The organism is Streptomyces sp. NBC_00885, from assembly GCF_045207475.1.
Lineage (GTDB): Bacteria > Actinomycetota > Actinomycetes > Streptomycetales > Streptomycetaceae > Streptomyces.
In genome coordinates, this window is sequence record NZ_CP108796.1 from 5161534 (window position 1) to 5179308 (window position 17775).

Here is a 17775-nt window from a genome sequence, read left to right on the forward strand (position 1 = left end):
GGACGGCTCAGCGCCCGACGCTCACAGCCCGAGCCAGACGCTCAGGCCCAGCCCGACGCTCAGCCCGGGCCGTCCGGCACCAGACGCTCAGCGCCCGACGCGGTCCGGCTCCGGCCGCCGCTGCCCCAGGAACGACTCCGCCGTGTGCACGGCCTCGCGTGCGGGCAGCGCCCGGAAGACCCAGGTGCGGTAGGACCAGAAGCGGAACAGCGTCGCGATGCCGATGCCGAGGAACTTGAAGACGTTGCTCTGCAGCGGGCTGTCCCAGTCGAAGCCGTACGTCGCCGCGTACAGAATGCCGTTCTCGATCACCAGGCCGACCACGCTGAACAGCAGAAAGAGCGTGAGCTCCTTGGTGCGCCCGCTCTTGTCGCGGTCGCGGTAGGTGAAGTAGCGAAAGCCCACGTAGTTGAAGGCGATCGCGACGACGGTCGCCAGAATCGACGCCCGCACCACAGGGATCCCGGTGGTGTGACGTACGAGGTTGAAGACGGCGAGGTTGACCAGCAGCCCCGCACCGCCCACCGCTCCGAACTTGGCGACTTCGCGGGAGAGCTGCTGGAGCTGCCCGCGCAGCGCACTGCCTCGTTCACTCATAGTGAGAGTCCAGCCCCATCGTTTCGGCAGCGTCAACGCAGCCATGCTATCCACCCGCTCCCGCCGCCGCCCGGGGACGTACCCAACCATGTGGCGAGGCTGTGACAAGCCCGACCCCGGCCGGGCGCCTCGGGCGGCAGGGGGCCCCGGGGCGGCGGATACCCTAAGAGGGTGACGTTCCCGGTAGTCGGCATGGTCGGCGGCGGCCAGCTCGCCCGTATGACCCACGAGGCGGGCATCCCCCTCGGCATCAGATTCAAGCTCCTCAGTGACACCCCGCAGGACTCCGCGGCCCAGGTGGTCAGCGATGTCGTCATCGGCGACTATCGCGACCTGGACACGCTGCGTGAGTTCGCGCGGGAGTGCGACGTGCTCACGTTCGATCATGAGCATGTCCCGATCGAGCACCTGCGCGCCCTGGAGGCGGACGGCATCCCCGTCCGCCCGGGGCCCGACGCCCTGGTGCACGCGCAGGACAAGGGCGTGATGCGCGCGAAGCTCGACGAGCTCGGCGCGCCCTGCCCGCGCCACCGCATCGTCACCGGCCCCGCCGATGTGACGGCCTTCGCCGAGGAGGGCGACGGTTTCCCCGTCATCCTCAAGACCGTGCGCGGCGGCTACGACGGCAAGGGCGTCTGGTTCGTGCGTACGCAGGCCGACGCCGAGGCCCCCTTCAAGGCGGGCGTTCCCGTCCTCGCCGAGGAGAAGGTCGACTTCACCCGTGAGCTGGCGGCGAACATCGTCCGCTCCCCGCACGGCCAGGCCGTCGCCTATCCCGTGGTCGAGTCCCGGCAGGTCGACGGCGTCTGCGACACGGTGATCGCACCCGCGCCCGCCCTGGACCCGGAGCTGGCGGGCCAGGCACAGGAGCTCGCCCTGCGGATCGCCGACGCGCTCGGCGTCGTCGGCCATCTCGCGGTCGAGCTGTTCGAGACCACCGACGGCCGCATCCTGGTCAACGAGCTCGCGATGCGCCCGCACAACTCCGGCCACTGGACCCAGGACGGCGCGATCACCTCGCAGTTCGCCAACCATGTCCGCGCGGTGCTCGACCTGCCGCTGGGCGACCCGCGCCCGCGGGCCAGGTGGACCGTGATGGCCAACGTCCTCGGCGGCGACTACCCGGACATGTACCAGGCGTATCTGCACTGCATGGCCCGCGATCCGCAGCTGAAGATCCATATGTACGGCAAGGACGTCAAGCCCGGCCGCAAGGTGGGTCACGTCAACACCTACGGCGACGATCTGGACGACGCGCTGGAGCGCGCCCGTCACGCAGCCGGCTATCTCAGAGGAACGATCACCGAATGAGCCCTGTCGTTGGCATTGTCATGGGGTCCGACTCCGACTGGCCCGTCATGGAGGCCGCGGCGCAGGCCCTGGACGAGTTCGAGATCGAGTACGAGGTCGACGTCGTCTCCGCGCACCGGATGCCGCGCGAAATGATCGCCTACGGAGAGCAGGCCGCCGACCGCGGCCTCAAGGCGATCATCGCGGGCGCCGGGGGAGCGGCCCACCTTCCGGGCATGCTCGCCTCCGTCACCCCGCTCCCGGTGATCGGCGTCCCCGTACCGCTGAAGTACCTCGACGGCATGGACTCGCTGCTGTCGATCGTGCAGATGCCCGCGGGAGTGCCCGTCGCTACGGTCTCGGTCGCCGGCGCCCGTAACGCAGGCCTGCTCGCCGCCCGGATCCTGGCGACGCACGACGATGAACTCCTCGCCCGTATGCGGGAGTTCCAGCAGGAGCTGAACGACCAGGCGACCGAGAAGGGCAAGCGGCTGCGCACCAAGGTGGCAGGTGCGGACTCCTTCGGCTTCGGGAAGTAACAGCGCATGGAATCCCCCACGGACCACCTGAGCCAGGCGCGCGAGCTGCTCGCGTCCCACCCGGTCGTCGACGGCCACAACGACCTGCCCTGGGCGCTGCGCCAGCACGTCCGCTACGACCTGAACCGCATGGACATCGCCGGTGACCGGACCGGCGAGCTGCACACCGACATCCCGCGGCTGCGCAAGGGCGGCGTCGGCGCGCAGTTCTGGTCCGTGTACGTACGCAGCGACATGGCGGGCGACGACGCGGTCAGCGCGACCCTGGAGCAGATCGACGGGGTGCGCCAGCTGCTCGAGCGCTATCCGGCGGACCTCGCCGCCGCGCTGAGCGCGGACGACATCGAGAAGGTGCGCGGCGAGGGCCGTATCGCCTCCCTCATGGGCGCCGAGGGCGGCCACTCCATCAACAACTCCCTGGCCACGCTGCGGGCGTTGTACGCGCTGGGCGTGCGCTACATGACCCTGACCCACAACGACAACATCGCGTGGGCGGACTCGGCGACCGACGAGGTCGGCGTCGGCGGCCTGTCGGCCTTCGGCCACGAGGTCGTACGGGAGATGAACCGGATCGGCATGCTCGTCGACCTCTCGCACGTCGCCCCCTCGACGATGCGCGACGCGCTCGGCACGTCGGTCGCGCCGGTCGTCTTCTCTCACTCCTCGGCCCGGGCGATCTGCGACCACGTACGCAACATCCCCGACGACGTGCTGGAGCGGCTGCCCGCGAACGGCGGTGTCGCGATGGCGACGTTCGTGCCCAAGTTCATCCTGCCCGCCGCGGTCGACTGGACCCGCGCAGCCGACGAGAACATGGAGGCGCACGGGCTGCACCCCCTGGACACCACGCCGGGGGCGATGAAGGTCCACGCCGCGTTCGAGGCGGCGAATCCGCGGCCGGTGGCGACCGTCGCGACCGTCGCCGACCACCTGGACCACATGCGCGAGGTGGCCGGCGTCGACCACATCGGCATCGGCGGCGACTTCGACGGGACGGCCTTCACACCGGCCGGTCTCGAAGATGTCGCGGGCTATCCGAACCTGATAGCGGAACTGCTCGGCCGCGGCTGGTCCGCCTCGGACCTCGCCAAGCTGACCTGGCAGAACGCGGTCCGTACGCTGCGCGCGGCGGAGGATGTCGCCCGTGGGCTCCAGGCAGAGCGTGGTCCCTCGAACGCGACGATCGAGCAGCTCGACGGCTGAGACGGGCCGACGGGGTACGGGCCGGATGCGGGGCTGTCCCGCATCCGGCCCCGTACCCCCGAACGCACCGCCTGCCGTGAAGCCTCGCCGCTCCCGTGCCACGGTTGATCCACGGCACCGCCGTCGACGCTCGGAGCACCCATGGCAGATCTGCAGAACGACCCCCCGGCCGAGTCCATAGCCGTCGGCGACCTCGACGATGTGGCGCCGCCGCGCAGAGAGCCGTCCACCGAGCCCGCCGCCCCGGCCGCCGCAGGCCCGGCCGCCGGAAGCCCGGCAGCCCGAAGCCTGGAGCGCGCACGCGAACTCCTCGCCGCACACCCGATAGCCGACGGCTGCAGTGGGCTCGGCCTGGCGCTGCGGGAGATCCCCTCGTACGACATCGAGGACGGCGAGCGCATGCTGGAGACGGACATCCCGCGGCTGCGGGACGGCGGGGTGGGCGCGCAGTTCTGGTCCCTGCACGTGCGCGGCGAGCCCACGGGGGACCGTGCGGTCACCGCGACACTGGAACAACTCGACCTGGTCCGTGCCCTGGTGGCCGAGTGCCCCGAGGGCCTGCGCCTGGCCCTGAGCGCCGGCGACCTGGCCGACGCACGCAACTGCGGGCGCATAGCCGCCCTGCTCGGCCCGGTGGCGGGCCCGGCCCTCGGCGATTCACTCTCCACGCTGCGCGCTTATCACGCCCTCGGCGTCCGCAGCGTCACCCTCGCGGGCACCCGCTGGACACAGCGCACCGGACTGACCCCCTTCGGCCAGGAGGTCGTCCGTGAGATGAACCGCCTGGGCGTCCTCGTCGACCTCTCCGGCTGCACGCTGGAAACGATGCGCCGCGCGCTCGTCGTGGCAAAGGCCCCCGTCGTCATCTCGCACCACCCCGAGCCGGTCCCGGACGACGTGCTGCGCCAGCTGCGCGCCAACTGCGGTGTGTGCATGGTCGCCTGCACGGGCACCTCGATCCGGGAGACGGCGGACCGCCTGGACCATGTCCGCGAGACGGCGGGCCCGCAGTCGGTGGCCCTGACGGGCGCCTACGACACGGGCTCCCCGCACGCCCCCGGCCTGGCGGATGTGTCCTGCTTCCCGCGCCTGATCGCCGAACTCCTGGACCGCGACTGGCCGCAGTCCGATATCGAGGCCCTGACCTGGACGAACGTATCCAGGGTTCTCAGGGACGCGGAATTCGTCTCCCGCGCGATCCAGGCACGCCGACCCCCGTCGACAGCGAGACCGACACCGCAGGACGGCTGAGCGGCGGGGCCGGAGCTTCCGCCTCAGCAGGCGCAGAGGCAGAACGGGTGCCCGGCCGGGTCCGCGTACACGCGCCACGACCGTGCCCTGTCGTCGGCGACCGATTCTTGACGCCGGTCTCGCACCGTTCGGCGCCGGGGCGCCTCCCGGGCTTCGCCCGGCTGCGCCGGACTCCGTCCGGCGGTGTGGAGCACGTGCCTCTCAGCAGGCGCAGAGGCAGAACGGGTGCCCGGCCGGGTCGGCGTACACCCGCCACGACCGTGCCCTGTCGTCGGCGTCGAGCGCCTTCGCGCCCAGTGCCAGTACGTGCTTCTCCGCCGCGTCCAGGTCGTTCACCGTCAGGTCCAGATGGAACTGCTGGGAGGCGTCCGGCGCGGGCCACTTCGGCGGTACGAAACCGGGCGAGACCTGGAACGAGAGCGGCGTCCCGGCGGCTCCCCTGAGGGACACCCAGCCGTCGCCGTCGTCCTCGATCTCACCGCCGAGCACGCCTGCGTAGAAACGGCCGAGTGCGACGGGGTCGGGACAGTCCAGCACGACGGTCCCCAGGGTGGCGATGGGCATGACTCCTCCTCGGGTCAGAGTTACCGTTGAAGTGGCTCAGCCGGTAACGGTTACTTCATGCTGCCGCATCGGAGGTAACGTCGCAACCATGAATGAGAGGGAAACCGCGCCCGGAGCCCTCGCCCTGGTCGAGGCCTTGGTGAACACGCTCGATGTCGAGACCGGCACCGACTCCCTCGACACGGAGGACGGCCGCGCCGCCTTCGGTCTCGCCGAGCAGGACGTGCCGCACGCGCGCGAACTGCGTGAGGCCCTGCGTGCCGCGTGCCTCGCGCACGCGGGCCACCGGTCGGACCGTTCGCCCGCCGCGCTGGACGAGCTGCTGGCCGGGGCGCCGCTGTACGTCACCGTCGCGGAAGACGGCACCGCCGCACTCCGCCCGGCGGACCCGGACACGCTCGCCTCCCGCATCGCCGAGGCGCTCGCCGCGGCGTCCGCCGACGGGACATGGGCGCGCCTGAAGGCGTGCGAGGCGGAGGACTGCCGGTGGGTGTACTACGACCGCAGCCCGGGCGGCCGGCGCCGCTGGTGCTCGATGTCGGTCTGCGGCGCCCGCGCCAAGATGCGCACGTACCGGGCCAGGGGCAAGGCCTCTGCCTCGGGTTCCACCCCGGACCCGGCGCCTCGAACGCCGGCGGCGCTGGATTTGCCCGGGCAGTCCTGAAGATCCGCACGGTCGGAATACCCAGCCCGTCCGGCGTTTGAGGACATGCGGCCGAAGGTCGCATACGGGGTCCGGGGCGAAGCCCCGGTTCGTGCCCGACGCCCGAGCGGGGGGGCTGGGGGCCTGCCCCCAGTTCGGGATGGGGGTACCTCCCGCGGCCGCCAGGCCGTAGCGGGAGGGCGGGTAGGGGCAAAGACCCCCGCGCGAGCCCTACGCCCGCGGCCGGCCCATCGCCCGATACGTCCAGCCCGCCTCGCGCCACTTCACCGGGTCCAGCGCATTCCGCCCGTCCAGGACGATCCGGCTCGACGTGACACTGCCCAGAGCCGCCGGGTCCAGTTCGCGGAACTCGCGCCATTCCGTCAGGTGCAGCACCACGTCCGCACCCCGCACCGTGTCCAGCGCCGTGTCCGCGTACCCGAGGGTCGGGAACATCCGGCGTGCGTTGTCCATGCCCTTGGGGTCGTACACCGTGACCTGACCGCCCTGCAGATGGATCTGCCCGGCGACATTCAGCGCGGGCGAGTCCCGCACATCGTCCGAGTCGGGCTTGAACGTCGCCCCGAGCACCGCCACTCGCTTGCCCAGGAACGATCCGCCGCCCACGGCCTCCCGCGCCAGCTCCACCATGTGGCCGCGGCGCCGCATGTTGATCGAGTCGACCTCGCGCAGGAAGGTCAGCGCCTGGTCGGCGCCCAGCTCACCGGCGCGGGCCATGAAGGCGCGGATGTCCTTCGGCAGACAGCCGCCGCCGAAGCCGATGCCCGCGCGCAGGAATTTGGAGCCGATGCGCTCGTCGTATCCGATGGCCTCGGCGAGCTTCACGACATCGCCGTCGGCGGCCTCGCACACCTCGGCCATCGCATTGATGAAGGAAATCTTCGTCGCGAGGAACGAATTCGCGGAGGTCTTCACCAGCTCGGCGGTCGGGAAGTCCGTCACCACGAACGGCGAGCCCTCGCCGACCGGCGTCGCGTACACCTCGCGCAGCAGCTTCTCAGCCCGCTCGCTCTGAACACCCACCACGATCCGGTCGGGGTGCAGCGTGTCCTGGACGGCGAAGCCCTCGCGCAGGAACTCGGGGTTCCACGCCAGCTCGGCGTCCGCGCCCACCGGGGCCAGTTCGGTGAGCAGAGCCGCCAGCCGGGCCGCGCTGCCGACCGGGACGGTCGACTTGCCGACCACCAGGGCGGGCCGCTTCAGCTGCGGCGCGAGCGAGGCGAAGGCGCGGTCGACGTAACTCATGTCACAGGCATACTCCCCGTGCTTCTGCGGGGTGTTCACGCAGACGAAGTGGACGTCGCCGAACTCCCCGATCTCCTCCCACGAGGTCGTGAAGCGCAGCCGCCCGCTCGAGCCCTCGATCCCGGCGACATGCCTGGCGAGCAGCTCCTCCAGCCCCGGTTCGTACATGGGGACCTTGCCCGCGGAGAGCATCTCGATCTTCTCGGGCACGACATCGAGTCCGAGGACCTCGAAGCCCAATTCAGCCATGGCCGCGGCGTGGGTGGCGCCGAGATATCCGGTGCCGATCACGGTGATCTTGAGGGCCATGCGGTGCTCCAGTGAATCGCGGGCTGGGAATGCCTGCCCGAGCATAGCTGCGCCCCGCACCGGGGTCGCGAGCCCGCCGAGCAGTGCTCTTTTCCGCTGTCGCCAAGGTCACGTATGCCTTGGGGCTGCTGGACCTTTAAAATTAGGTTACTTAACGGTAGTTAGCGTTCCCTGGGGAGTGAGAGACAGTGGCCGGATCGGCTGATTTCGACCTGTACCGCCCGTCCGAAGAGCACGACATGCTCCGTGACGCCATCCGCTCGCTCGCCGAGGCGAAGATCGCTCCGTTCGCGGCCGAGGTCGACGAAGAGGCCCGCTTCCCGCAGGAGGCGCTGGACGCGCTCGTCTCCGCCGACCTGCACGCCGTCCACGTCCCGGAGGAGTACGGCGGCGCCGGTGCCGACGCCCTGGCCACCGTGATCGTCATCGAAGAGGTCGCGCGCGTCTGTGCCTCCTCCTCTCTTATCCCGGCCGTGAACAAGCTCGGCTCGCTCCCGGTGATCCTTTCCGGTTCCGAGGACCTGAAGAAGAAGTACCTGGGTCCGCTCGCCCAGGGCGACGGGATGTTCTCGTACTGCCTCTCCGAGCCGGACGCGGGCTCCGACGCGGCGGGCATGAAGACCAAGGCCGTCCGCGACGGCGACTTCTGGGTGCTCAACGGCGTGAAGCGCTGGATCACCAACGCCGGTGTGTCCGAGTACTACACGGTGATGGCCGTCACCGACCCCGAGAAGCGCTCCAAGGGCATCTCGGCCTTCGTCGTCGAGAAGTCCGACGAGGGCGTCTCCTTCGGCGCCCCGGAGAAGAAGCTCGGCATCAAGGGCTCCCCGACCCGCGAGGTCTACCTCGACAACGTCCGTATCCCCGCCGACCGCATGATCGGCGCGGAGGGCACCGGCTTCGCCACCGCGATGAAGACCCTGGACCACACCCGCATCACGATCGCGGCCCAGGCTCTCGGCATCGCCCAGGGCGCGCTGGACTACGCCAAGGGCTACGTCCAGGAGCGCAAGCAGTTCGGCAAGCCGATCGCCGACTTCCAGGGCATTCAGTTCATGCTCGCCGACATGGCCATGAAGCTCGAGGCCGCCCGCCAGCTCACCTACTCCGCCGCCGCCAAGTCGGAGCGCGGCGACGGCGACCTGACCTTCTTCGGCGCGGCGGCGAAGTGCTTCGCCTCCGACGTCGCGATGGAGGTCACGACGGACGCGGTCCAGCTCCTCGGCGGCTACGGCTACACCCGCGACTACCCGGTCGAGCGCATGATGCGCGACGCCAAGATCACCCAGATCTACGAGGGCACGAACCAGGTCCAGCGGATCGTCATGGCCCGCAACCTGCCGTAGCAGCTTTTTGCAGCTCAGAACGCCTCTGCCGCGATCGGCAGGGGCGTTCTTGTGTACTTAGCCGGAGTGGGCTCGCCGGGTGAGGAGCTGGCGGCGGGCGGTACTGAACGCACAAGGCTGGTAGCTGGACCGGTGGGGTTCGTACGCAGACGGTCCGGGCGACGGGCTATGCGTACCGGGGGAGGTCCCCGGTCGGGATGGTCCAGTCGCCGATGGTGACGTCCTCGCCGTACACGAACTCCTTGCGCGTGGCGTAGCGAGGACCTGCCGGGGTGGAGTGGATGTCGCAGAGCACCGCTCCCGAGCCGGTGCGCGGATCGAAGACCGCGTAGACCGGGACGCCGAGAAGGGGGTAGTCCCGCATCTTGCCCACCCAGTCGTTGTCCGGGTTCGACCGCGAGACGACCTCGATCGCAGCGAGGAGCGTGCGGGGATCGAAGGAACCCTCGCCCTCCATGTCGGACTCGGCGATCACCATCACGTCGGGGTGCCGCATGATGCCCTCGGGCGGGTGCTCCACGTCCGGGGTGCCGGTATGAGCCACCAGCTCGTCCGGCAGGACCTTTTCGAGGCGCTTGCGTACCCGCAGCACGGTGAGTTCGTGCGGTCTGGCGGGCGACATCATGTCGTGGACGATCCCTTCCTTGGTGATCTCGAACTTGCCGGGAAGGGTGTCGTCCATCGACGACACGAACTCGCGCATGACCTGGTACTGGCGGGCGTCGTGCTGCGCGTCGTCCGGGGCGATGGTCATGGTGCTCGCTCCTCGTCGTCCGTACCCGGCGGCAGGGGTCGTCCCCTTCATGCTAGGCGGCCTCGGCGAGGTCGGTTCTGCAGTCGCGGCACCGGCCTGGTTCCGGGGCGCGGAAGGCGCGGTCGCACCGGTCGCAGTTCTGGAGCGGGTCGCGGGGTCTCGCAGGCGTTGGTGTAGCGGGTAGCGGGGGCGGGAGGAGCGCGGTGAGCCGGTGGGCGAGGAGTCCTGCGGGCTGTTTCAGCCGGTCGGGCAGGTCGGCGGTGAGTGCGTGGCGTACGGCGTCGGGGTGGGCGTTCCGTTCGAGCCAGGCGGCCACGGCGGGGGCCAGCCGGCGGACGTCGTGCTCGCCCAGGAGCAGCCGGGGATCGTCGCGGCGCAGACCGGCGAGGAGGTCGGTCGCCGCGCGGTGGCGCTTCAGGTCGGGGGCTTGCGGCTGGGGGAGCGGAGGGCGCGGGCGCGCGGGCGGCGGCGGCAGAGGGGCGGATTCGGCCTCCGCGGCGGGGGTTGCCGGCAGGGCGGGCTCTGGGGCCGCAGGCTCGGGTTCCGCCGCCGGAGGCGGGGGCGTAGCCGCGACCGGGGTCGGGAGACTGGGCGCGGTCTGCGGCTCGCGCCCTGCGGCGGGAGACGGGGCGGCACCAGGCTGGTTGTACGAGATCGTGCGCGTGGCGAGCTTGCCGCCGGGCAGGCGCACCAGCGTGCGCTCCAGGTAGCTGTGCTCCTCCAGTTCGCGCAGCGCGGCAGCGATACGAGCCTCGCTCTCCGGGAAGCGGTCGGCGAGCACCTTGATGCCGATCTTCGCCCCGTCGGGCAGCGACTGGATGTGGATGGCGAGCCCGATCGCGGTGAGCGACAACTCGCCGTGCTGGGCGAGGTGGTTGCCGACGATCGTGAAGCGGCTGGTGTGGATCGCGTTCACGTGGATCACACCGGAAGCGGTGACACGTCCGGGAACAGGGGACGAGGCGCGCGAGCGCGCGCTAACCTGCTGGGTATCCATCGGGAAGGGCCTAACTTCCTCGGTGGTCAGGCCCTCGATCGGGATTGCGAGTCCCGGCCGGGGGCCGACGCATGTCTGCGGTTGTCGCGGCGAGCATATGCCCGCCAACCCGCCCGAAATCCAGCCCGATTGGCCAAGGTCACCCGTGAGGGTGACGGGGGTGGGGTGGGGTTGGGTGGGTGATTTCCCCGGTTCTTTCAAACGTTCTTAAGAGCTTTTTGCGTCGTGCGGCAGCGCGTCGCGGACAGCCGGGTCGCAGGACTCCGCGACCCGGTGCGACGAGTCACGGTACGAGGTCGAGTTCGGCCCAAATGGTCTTGCGGGGCACGGGTCCTGACGCGACACCCCAGCGGTCGGCGAGCGCTTCCACGATCAGCAGACCGCGCCCGGACTCGGACCCGGCGGCCGGGGTGGCGGGGGCGCCGGGGCCGGGCGGAAAGCGGTCCCCACGGGTGTCGGTGACCTCGATCCGCAGCCGCTTGCCGCCGTCCTGGACGGCGAGATCCAGTCGGAAGTCCCTGCCCGGTACGCGGCCGTGGACGATGGCGTTGGTGGCCAGTTCGGCGACGATGTGCGCCGCCGACTCCGACGGCAGTCCCCAGGAGGCCAGTTGAGCCGTGGTCAGCAGGCGTGCGAGCCGGGCTCCTCGGCGCGTGGGGGAGAGCAGCACGGTGAACTGCCTGGCAGGAGCGGAAGGTTCGGTTCGGGTGATTTCCAGATTCACGTGACTCAGCGTGGTCCGTCCATGCTTACGCTGAACAGAGCGACGCGTGTACGGACAGTGATTGTCCAGGTGGCGTACGGCCCTGTCCATCCGGTACGACGTCGACACGGATGAAGGCGGGTGTCGTATGGCGGACGAGATCGGCACGGACGAGCCGGACCGGGACGTGGATCTGGATGACGACTCGGGAGCGGTGATCGCGGCGGTCGGCCGACAGGTCCGGCTCTGGCGCGAGGCGGCCGGGATGCGCGCGGCGGAGCTGGGCGCGGCGATCGGGTACGGGGAGAACCAGGTCTACAAGGTCGAGACCGGAAAGCGCATCCCGAAACCGGAGTTCCTGGACCGGGCGGACGAGGTCCTGGGCGCGGGCGGGAAGCTGGCCGCGATGAAGAAGGACGTGGCGGAGGCCAGGTACCCGAAGAAGGTGCGGGACTTGGCGAAGCTGGAGGCGGACGCGGTCGAGCTCGGCGCGTATGCCAGTGTCACGGTGCACGGCCTGCTGCAGACCGAGGAGTACGCCCGTGCGCTCTACGGAGAACGCCGACCCGCGTTCTCTGAGGACGAAGTGGAGCGGCGGGTGGCGGCGCGCATGGCCCGGCAGTCGGTATTCGAGCGGCAGCCCGCCCCGCTCCTCACCTTCGTTCAGGAAGAGGCGACGCTGAGGCGGCCGACTGGGGGCAGAATTGTGTTGCGCCGCCAGCTCGAACGCCTCTTGGAACTAAGCTCGTTGAGGCACGTCGAGATTCAGGTCATGCCGACGGAGACTGAGGAGCACGCGGGCCTCGACGGCTCGCACCGGGTGCTTAAGCTGAGGGACGGTACGGCTGTGGGCTACAACGAAGTTCAGCTCACCAGCCGTCTCTTCAGCGATCCGAAGGAGGTCCAGATTCTTGAGATGCGGTACGGCCTGATCAGGGCCCAGGCACTCACGCCTCGGCTGTCGCGGACCTTCATCGAGAAACTGCTGGGAGAGACATGAGCGTCAAGCCCTCGGCCGGAGTTCCTTCCGGGCTGACCTGGGTCAAGAGCAGCTACAGCGGGGCCGACGGCCCTGACTGCGTTGAGGTCGCTGCTGCCGTCAGCACGGTCCACGTCCGTGACTCCAAGAAAGCTCCCGGCCCGCAGCTTGGCTTCACGCACGGCGCGTGGACGGACTTTGTGACCTACGCGTCCAGGAGCTGACCCCCGAGAAGCGCACCCCGAGCCCGGTTGAGCAGGCTGAGGGCACCTCAGATCACCACGGCCGACTCGTAGTTGCCGGCATGCATCTGTGAGCAGAGAGCCCGACAGCCTCCGAAGTGTTCGGCGAACTCGGGCTTGTGCTTCCATGCGTTGAGGGAGTCGATGTCCCGCCACTCCGCAAACGACAGGAAGTGATCCGGGTCATTCAGATCATGGATGAGCCGAGCCGTCACGAAGCCCTCGTTCGCTTCCCTGGTCCAGGTCAGAAATCCGGTCCATCGCTCGATGAACTCCTCGGCCTTGCCCTCGGCCACATGCCAGCTCCCCGACGCCCAGTACTTGGTCTCCTCAACCATGCGCGCACCCCTCGTTCCTTGATCGCGGTGCTCGTCAGCCTAGGGCCGGCCCCTCGGGTGCGCGATCGCAGCGCCGCCGGCCGGATGAGGTACGGCAAAGGCTCCGGACCCGAGGTCCGGAGCCTTCGGCCGGGTGCGCTGCCCGGGTGCGTCAGCGCTCCGAGGTGACCGTGACCTTCTCGTCGTTCTTCAGCTGCTCGACGAGCTGCTTCACCTTGGCCTTGTCCCAGACCAGGTTGCCGCCCCTGCTGCCCGAGATCGGCATGTTCATCGATGTGCCGTCGCCGCCCGTGACGCCCTTCATCGCGAAGAACATCTGGCCCAGCGACCACAGGGACATGTCCTTGTCCACGATGAGCGTGTCCAGGCCCGCGCCCGCCGTCGGATAGAACTTGAACGGGTTGAGGATCGTGCCCGGCGTCGCCGTCTGGCTGGCCAGGGCCGCGAGGAACTTCTGCTGGTTCTTCGTACGGTCCAGGTCGCTGTTCGCGAAGGCGTAGCGCGTCCGTACGAACGCCAGCGACTGCTCGCCGTCCAGCGTCTGCTTGCCCGCCTGGAAGTCCGCGCCCGAGTTCTTGTCCTTGAAGGCCTTCGGGATGTCGATCTCGACTCCGCCGATCGCGTCCACGATGTTCGCGAAGCCCGCGAAGCCGATCTCGACGTAGTGGTCGATGTGCAGGCCGGTGTTGTGCTCGACGGTGCGGACCAGGAGCTCCGGTCCGTCCTCCGCGTACGCCGCGTTCAGCTTGGTGTGGCGGCCCTTCGCCGGGAAGAGCTTGCCTGACTGGGAGCCCTTGAAGGAGGGGATCTCCACGTCCGAGTCGCGCGGCAGCGAGATCAGCGTCGGGCCGTTGGAGCCGTCGTGCAGGATCATCATCGAGTCGGTCCGCTTGCCCTCGGCCGAGCCCGTGTGGAGCTTCTTCTTCTCCTCGTCCGACATGCCCTCACGGCTGTCGGAGCCCACGATCAGATAGTTCGTGCCCTCGCCCCCGCCCGGGCGCTCGATGACCTTCGAGAGATCGACCTCGCGCTTGAGCTTGGAGTCGGCCCAGAAGTACGTGCCTATGGACACCGCGAGCAGCAGGACCACCAGTGTCAGGGAACCGATCTTGAGCCGTCGGCGCCAGTCGGGGCCGGTGTGCGGCGGGTAGCCCTGCGGGGGGCCGCCGTTGCCGCCGCCGTTGCCTCCGCCCTGGCCTCCGTAGACCTGGCCCGTGTTGTAGCCGCTGTCGTAAGGGGTGTCGTAACCGTCGTCGTACCCCTGCGACTGCTGCTGCGGAACCGGTCGTCGCTGCACATGGCGCATCGCGCGAGCGCCTTCGGGCTGGGAGCCCTGGCTGCCGCGTCCGTATCCATCGGGCCAATCGTTCATGCGGACCAGTGTGCAGGCCGGGGCTGCGGCCTCACAGGGGGGGTGGGAAATCGGGCCAGGGCTGTTGCCAAGCTGATGCAATGCGGCCCCGGCATATGGTGGAGCCCATGACAGATCTGGCCCAGCGCCCGGAATCAGAGATTCCGGGTAAGCCCACCTCGGCGTCCCGTACCACCTTGAGTCACATCATGACCGGCCATGACACCAACCTTCTCGGCACGGTGCACGGCGGCGTGATCATGAAGCTGGTCGACGACGCGGCGGGCGCGGTCGCGGGCCGCCACTCGGGCGGGCCCGCGGTCACGGCCTCCATGGACGAGATGGTCTTCCTCGTGCCGGTACGCGTCGGGGATCTGGTTCATGTGAAGGCCCAGGTCAACTGGACCGGGCGGTCCTCGATGGAGGTCGGCGTGCGGGTGCTCGCCGAACGCTGGAACGAGTCGACCCCCGCGACACAGGTCGGCAGCGCGTATCTCGTCTTCGCCGCGGTCGACGGGGACGGCAAGCCGCGTCCCGTACCGGCGGTGATCCCCGAGACCGAGCGGGACCAGCGGCGCTATCAGGAGGCGCAGATCCGGCGCACGCACCGGCTGGCGCGGCGCCGCGCCATCAAGGAGCTGCGCGAGAAGCGCGCGTCGGAGGGCCTGGAGGACTGACCGGGGAGCCCCGGGCCCCCGCATAGACTGCGCTTTGTGCGGGTTTGCCCGGTTACGGGCAGACCACCTGGTCTCCCGTCACCGCTCCGAACTCGCCCTGGTGCTTGGCCTCCGCCCGGACCGGTGTCACTCCCTTGTAGTCCGTCCCGGCCGTCACCTTCAGCGTTGGCCCCTGGCCCCTCACCTTGAGCAGTTCGCAGCCCGGCAGAGCCGCCGCCAGCGACTTCGCCGAGCGGTCCCAGCGCGGGTCGTATCTCACATACGTGCGCCGCACCTCCGCGCCGGCCCGGTTCAGCGGCGTGCGCGTCGTGCTGAAGCCCGTGGCCCTCAGCGCATCGTCGAGCTTGCGCCCCATGCCGTCCGTCCGTGTCCCGTTGTAGACCTGCACCCGGATCTGCTGCGGCGGCACGTCGACCAACGTCGCCTTCGGCCCCGCCGGCCGGTGCGGCGCCAGCGGCTTGTCCTCGCGCATCATCTGGAAGAGCTTCTTCGACTTCGCCTCGTCCCACTTCACCGTGGAGCCGATGCCCTTGACGTGGTAGCCGCCGCGGACCGGCACGGTCGTGAACTCCGACGAGGCCGCCGTGAAGCCGCGCATCGCCCTGCCCAGCGCGATCATCTCCTCCGTCCCGAAGCCCTCGTCGGCGCGCACGGAGCCGAGCATCATCGAGCTGACCCGACGGAACTTCGCCGGGTTCAGCAGCACCCCGCTGCTGGTCGCCTGATGGATGAGCGCCGCGAGAAAACGCTGCTGGCGCTGCATCCGGCCCAGGTCGGCCGCCCCGTCGACATACCGCGAGCGCACGTACTGCAACGCCTGCCCGCCGTTCAGCCTGTGCGTGCCGGCCGCGAGATCAAGACCGGTGTACGTGTCCTTCATCGGCCGGGGCGTGCAGACCTCCACCCCGCCGAGCGCGTCCACCGTCTTCATGAAGCTGGTGAAGTCGACCTCCAGATAGTGGTCGATCTTCACCCTGGTCATCTTCTCGACGGTCCGCAGGGTCAGGCCCGGCCCGCCCTCCGCGTAGGCCGCGTTCAGCTTCACCGGGTGCGCCCCGTGGCGCTTGCCGGTCGTCCGGTCGACGTGTGCGGGAATCTCCGTGTACGTGTCCCGGGGCAGGCTCACCACAGTCGCCCGCTCCCGCTCCCGCGAGATGTGGACCAGCATGATCGTGTCGGTGCAGCGGCAGGGCGCGCCGCCGAGCCGGTACTGCCGCTTCTCCGCCCGGGTGATCTTGTCGCGGCCGTCGGTGCCGACGAGCAGGAGGTTCATGCCGTGGCCCGGCTCGGGCCGGTTCTTCATGTCCTTGAAGGGGTCCACCCTGGCGATATTGGTGTCCAGGCTGGTCACCACCGCGTGTCCGATGCCGCCCACGCCGAGCACCAGGACCGAGAGCGACGTCCCCATCCGCAAGCCCCAGCGCGGCCGCGCGAGGCGCCGGCCGGTCCTGGACTGGGCACTTTGCCGGGGACGGCGGGAGCGGGGCGGCGTGGGCACCGGGGGACCTCCGCGAGCGACAGGGGGAATCCCGCACACCGTAGGCCGATACGATCTGCGACCACCGGCACCGACCCGGCCGCCGCGCGTCCGTGTCCCCCGTTCGCGGTAACGTGGCGACCGATGAACGCCACACCCGCCGCCACGCCCCCTGTCTCCGTGATCATTCCGGTCCTCAATGAGGAGCGGCATCTGCGCAACTCGGTCCGTCACATCCTCGAGCAGGAGTACGACGGCGAGATGGAGGTGGTGATCGCGCTCGGGCCCTCGACGGACCGCACCGACGAGATCGCCGCCGAACTCGTGTCGGAGGACCCCAGGGTCCACACCGTGCCGAACCCGACCGGCCGCACCCCGGCCGCCCTGAACGCCGCCATCAAGGCGTCGCGTCACCCGATCGTGGTGCGCGTCGACGGCCACGGCATGCTGTCGGCGAACTACATCGCCACCGCCGTGCGCCTCCTCGAGGAGACCGGCGCGCAGAACGTCGGCGGCATCATGCACGCCGAGGGCGAGAGCGACTGGGAGCACGCCGTCGCCGCCGCGATGACGTCGAAGGTCGGCGTGGGCAATGCCGCCTTCCACACCGGTGGCGAGGCGGGCCCGGCCGAAACCGTGTATCTGGGCGTCTTCCGCCGCGAGGCGCTGGAGCAGCAGGGCGGCTACAACGAGGAGTTCATCCGTGCCCAGGACTGGGAGCTGAACTTCCGCATCCGTGAGGCGGGCGGCCTGATCTGGTTCTCGCCGGAGCTCAAGGTCCAGTACCGTCCGCGGCCCTCCGTCAAGGCGCTCGCCAAGCAGTACAAGGACTACGGCCGCTGGCGGCATGTCGTCGCCCGCTACCACCAGGGCTCCATCAATCTTCGCTACCTCGCGGCGCCGGCCGCCCTGTGCGCGGTCGCCGCGGGCATCGTCGTCGGCGCGGCCCTCACGCCCCTCGGCTTCGTCGTCCCGGCCGGCTACCTCGCGGGGATAACGGCAGGGTCGGTCCCCGCGGGCAAGGGCCTGCCGCTCAAGGCGCGCCTGCAGATCCCTGTGGCGCTCGCCACCATGCACATGTCGTGGGGATACGGCTTCCTGACCAGTCCGCGCGCGCTGGCGAAGAAGGTCATCGCCAGCCGCCGCCCGGCCGTGCGGACTGCTTCCGCCTGACACGCGTACCCAGGCCCTGTCCGGCCGATCTTGCCGGGCTCGCGTGCCCTGGCACGGCACTCCCCCGTAGCCCTTC

The 17775-nt window shown here is 69.9% G+C and carries 19 protein-coding genes; 10 read left to right on the forward strand and 9 right to left on the reverse strand.

The genetic code is table 11. The features are described from left to right. Positions 1 to 87: 87 nt before the first annotated feature. The gene (locus OHA61_RS23555) at positions 88 to 597 is read right to left on the reverse strand and encodes a GtrA family protein (RefSeq protein ID WP_324976921.1); all 510 of its coding nucleotides are present in this window, start codon (positions 595 to 597) and stop codon (positions 88 to 90) included. 192 nt (positions 598 to 789) lie between these two features. Between OHA61_RS23555 and OHA61_RS23560 the strand changes: the two genes are divergently transcribed. The 4 genes from OHA61_RS23560 to OHA61_RS23575 all read left to right on the forward strand — a co-directional run bounded on the left by OHA61_RS23560 (position 790) and on the right by OHA61_RS23575 (position 4880). Continuing rightward, positions 790 to 1908 (forward strand): 5-(carboxyamino)imidazole ribonucleotide synthase, encoded by a 1119-nt coding sequence (locus OHA61_RS23560; protein ID WP_406307432.1) that lies wholly within the window; start codon positions 790 to 792, stop codon positions 1906 to 1908. Next, entirely contained in the window at positions 1905 to 2426 is a 522-nt protein-coding gene (gene purE, locus OHA61_RS23565; RefSeq protein ID WP_266475849.1) for a 5-(carboxyamino)imidazole ribonucleotide mutase, read from the forward strand. Before OHA61_RS23560 ends, purE begins: the two co-directional genes overlap by 4 nt. Before the next feature lie 6 nt (positions 2427 to 2432). Next, complete coding sequence (locus OHA61_RS23570; protein ID WP_266475850.1) at positions 2433 to 3629, forward strand: dipeptidase; 1197 nt, start codon at positions 2433 to 2435, stop codon at positions 3627 to 3629. 141 nt (positions 3630 to 3770) lie between these two features. Beyond that, complete coding sequence (locus tag OHA61_RS23575) at positions 3771 to 4880, forward strand: membrane dipeptidase (RefSeq protein ID WP_406304704.1); 1110 nt, start codon at positions 3771 to 3773, stop codon at positions 4878 to 4880. 201 nt (positions 4881 to 5081) lie between these two features. On the opposite strand, the gene OHA61_RS23580 is transcribed toward OHA61_RS23575, so the two are convergent. After that, positions 5082 to 5444: a VOC family protein gene (locus OHA61_RS23580; RefSeq protein ID WP_406304705.1), complete on the reverse strand. Its 363-nt coding sequence runs from the start codon at positions 5442 to 5444 to the stop codon at positions 5082 to 5084. A gap of 88 nt (positions 5445 to 5532) precedes the next feature. Here OHA61_RS23580 and OHA61_RS23585 point away from each other — a divergent pair, with 88 nt between their 5' ends. Beyond that, positions 5533 to 6108 carry a CGNR zinc finger domain-containing protein gene (locus tag OHA61_RS23585; protein ID WP_406304706.1) on the forward strand — a complete coding sequence of 192 codons (576 nt, stop codon included), beginning with the start codon at positions 5533 to 5535 and terminating at the stop codon, positions 6106 to 6108. 210 nt (positions 6109 to 6318) lie between these two features. Here the strand turns inward: OHA61_RS23585 and OHA61_RS23590 are convergent, their stop codons facing one another. Then, a complete protein-coding gene (locus OHA61_RS23590; protein ID WP_406304707.1) occupies positions 6319 to 7662 on the reverse strand; it encodes a UDP-glucose dehydrogenase family protein in 1344 nt (447 codons plus the stop codon). A gap of 188 nt (positions 7663 to 7850) precedes the next feature. On the opposite strand from OHA61_RS23590, the gene OHA61_RS23595 reads away from it, so the two are divergent. Next, entirely contained in the window at positions 7851 to 9008 is a 1158-nt protein-coding gene (locus OHA61_RS23595) for an acyl-CoA dehydrogenase (RefSeq protein WP_324976941.1), read from the forward strand. Between the two features lie 166 nt (positions 9009 to 9174). On the opposite strand, the gene OHA61_RS23600 is transcribed toward OHA61_RS23595, so the two are convergent. The 3 genes from OHA61_RS23600 to OHA61_RS23610 form a co-directional block, all read right to left on the reverse strand. Beyond that, complete coding sequence (locus OHA61_RS23600) at positions 9175 to 9762, reverse strand: Uma2 family endonuclease (protein WP_406304708.1); 588 nt, start codon at positions 9760 to 9762, stop codon at positions 9175 to 9177. Positions 9763 to 9814: 52 nt separating this feature from the next. Next, positions 9815 to 10759: a helix-turn-helix domain-containing protein gene (locus OHA61_RS23605; protein ID WP_406304709.1), complete on the reverse strand. Its 945-nt coding sequence runs from the start codon at positions 10757 to 10759 to the stop codon at positions 9815 to 9817. Positions 10760 to 11042: 283 nt separating this feature from the next. Then, entirely contained in the window at positions 11043 to 11483 is a 441-nt protein-coding gene (locus OHA61_RS23610) for an ATP-binding protein (RefSeq protein ID WP_406304710.1), read from the reverse strand. 127 nt (positions 11484 to 11610) lie between these two features. Here OHA61_RS23610 and OHA61_RS23615 point away from each other — a divergent pair, with 127 nt between their 5' ends. Further along, positions 11611 to 12462, forward strand: coding sequence for a helix-turn-helix domain-containing protein (locus tag OHA61_RS23615; protein WP_406304711.1), 852 nt, complete (start codon positions 11611 to 11613; stop codon positions 12460 to 12462). After that, positions 12459 to 12665 carry a DUF397 domain-containing protein gene (locus tag OHA61_RS23620; protein WP_406304712.1) on the forward strand — a complete coding sequence of 69 codons (207 nt, stop codon included), beginning with the start codon at positions 12459 to 12461 and terminating at the stop codon, positions 12663 to 12665. Before OHA61_RS23615 ends, OHA61_RS23620 begins: the two co-directional genes overlap by 4 nt. Positions 12666 to 12712: 47 nt before the next feature. On the opposite strand, the gene OHA61_RS23625 is transcribed toward OHA61_RS23620, so the two are convergent. Together OHA61_RS23625 and OHA61_RS23630 are read right to left on the reverse strand one after the other, a co-directional pair. After that, positions 12713 to 13021: an antibiotic biosynthesis monooxygenase family protein gene (locus OHA61_RS23625; protein ID WP_406304713.1), complete on the reverse strand. Its 309-nt coding sequence runs from the start codon at positions 13019 to 13021 to the stop codon at positions 12713 to 12715. Positions 13022 to 13172: 151 nt separating this feature from the next. Then, positions 13173 to 14393, reverse strand: coding sequence for an LCP family protein (locus OHA61_RS23630; RefSeq protein WP_406304714.1), 1221 nt, complete (start codon positions 14391 to 14393; stop codon positions 13173 to 13175). 107 nt (positions 14394 to 14500) lie between these two features. Between OHA61_RS23630 and OHA61_RS23635 the strand changes: the two genes are divergently transcribed. Continuing rightward, a complete protein-coding gene (locus OHA61_RS23635; RefSeq protein ID WP_324976948.1) occupies positions 14501 to 15049 on the forward strand; it encodes an acyl-CoA thioesterase in 549 nt (182 codons plus the stop codon). A 52-nt stretch (positions 15050 to 15101) separates the two neighbouring features. On the opposite strand, the gene OHA61_RS23640 is transcribed toward OHA61_RS23635, so the two are convergent. Further along, positions 15102 to 16463, reverse strand: coding sequence for an LCP family protein (locus tag OHA61_RS23640; protein WP_406307434.1), 1362 nt, complete (start codon positions 16461 to 16463; stop codon positions 15102 to 15104). 207 nt (positions 16464 to 16670) lie between these two features. Between OHA61_RS23640 and OHA61_RS23645 the strand changes: the two genes are divergently transcribed. Next, entirely contained in the window at positions 16671 to 17699 is a 1029-nt protein-coding gene (locus OHA61_RS23645; protein WP_406304715.1) for a glycosyltransferase family 2 protein, read from the forward strand. Positions 17700 to 17775 lie beyond the last annotated feature (76 nt).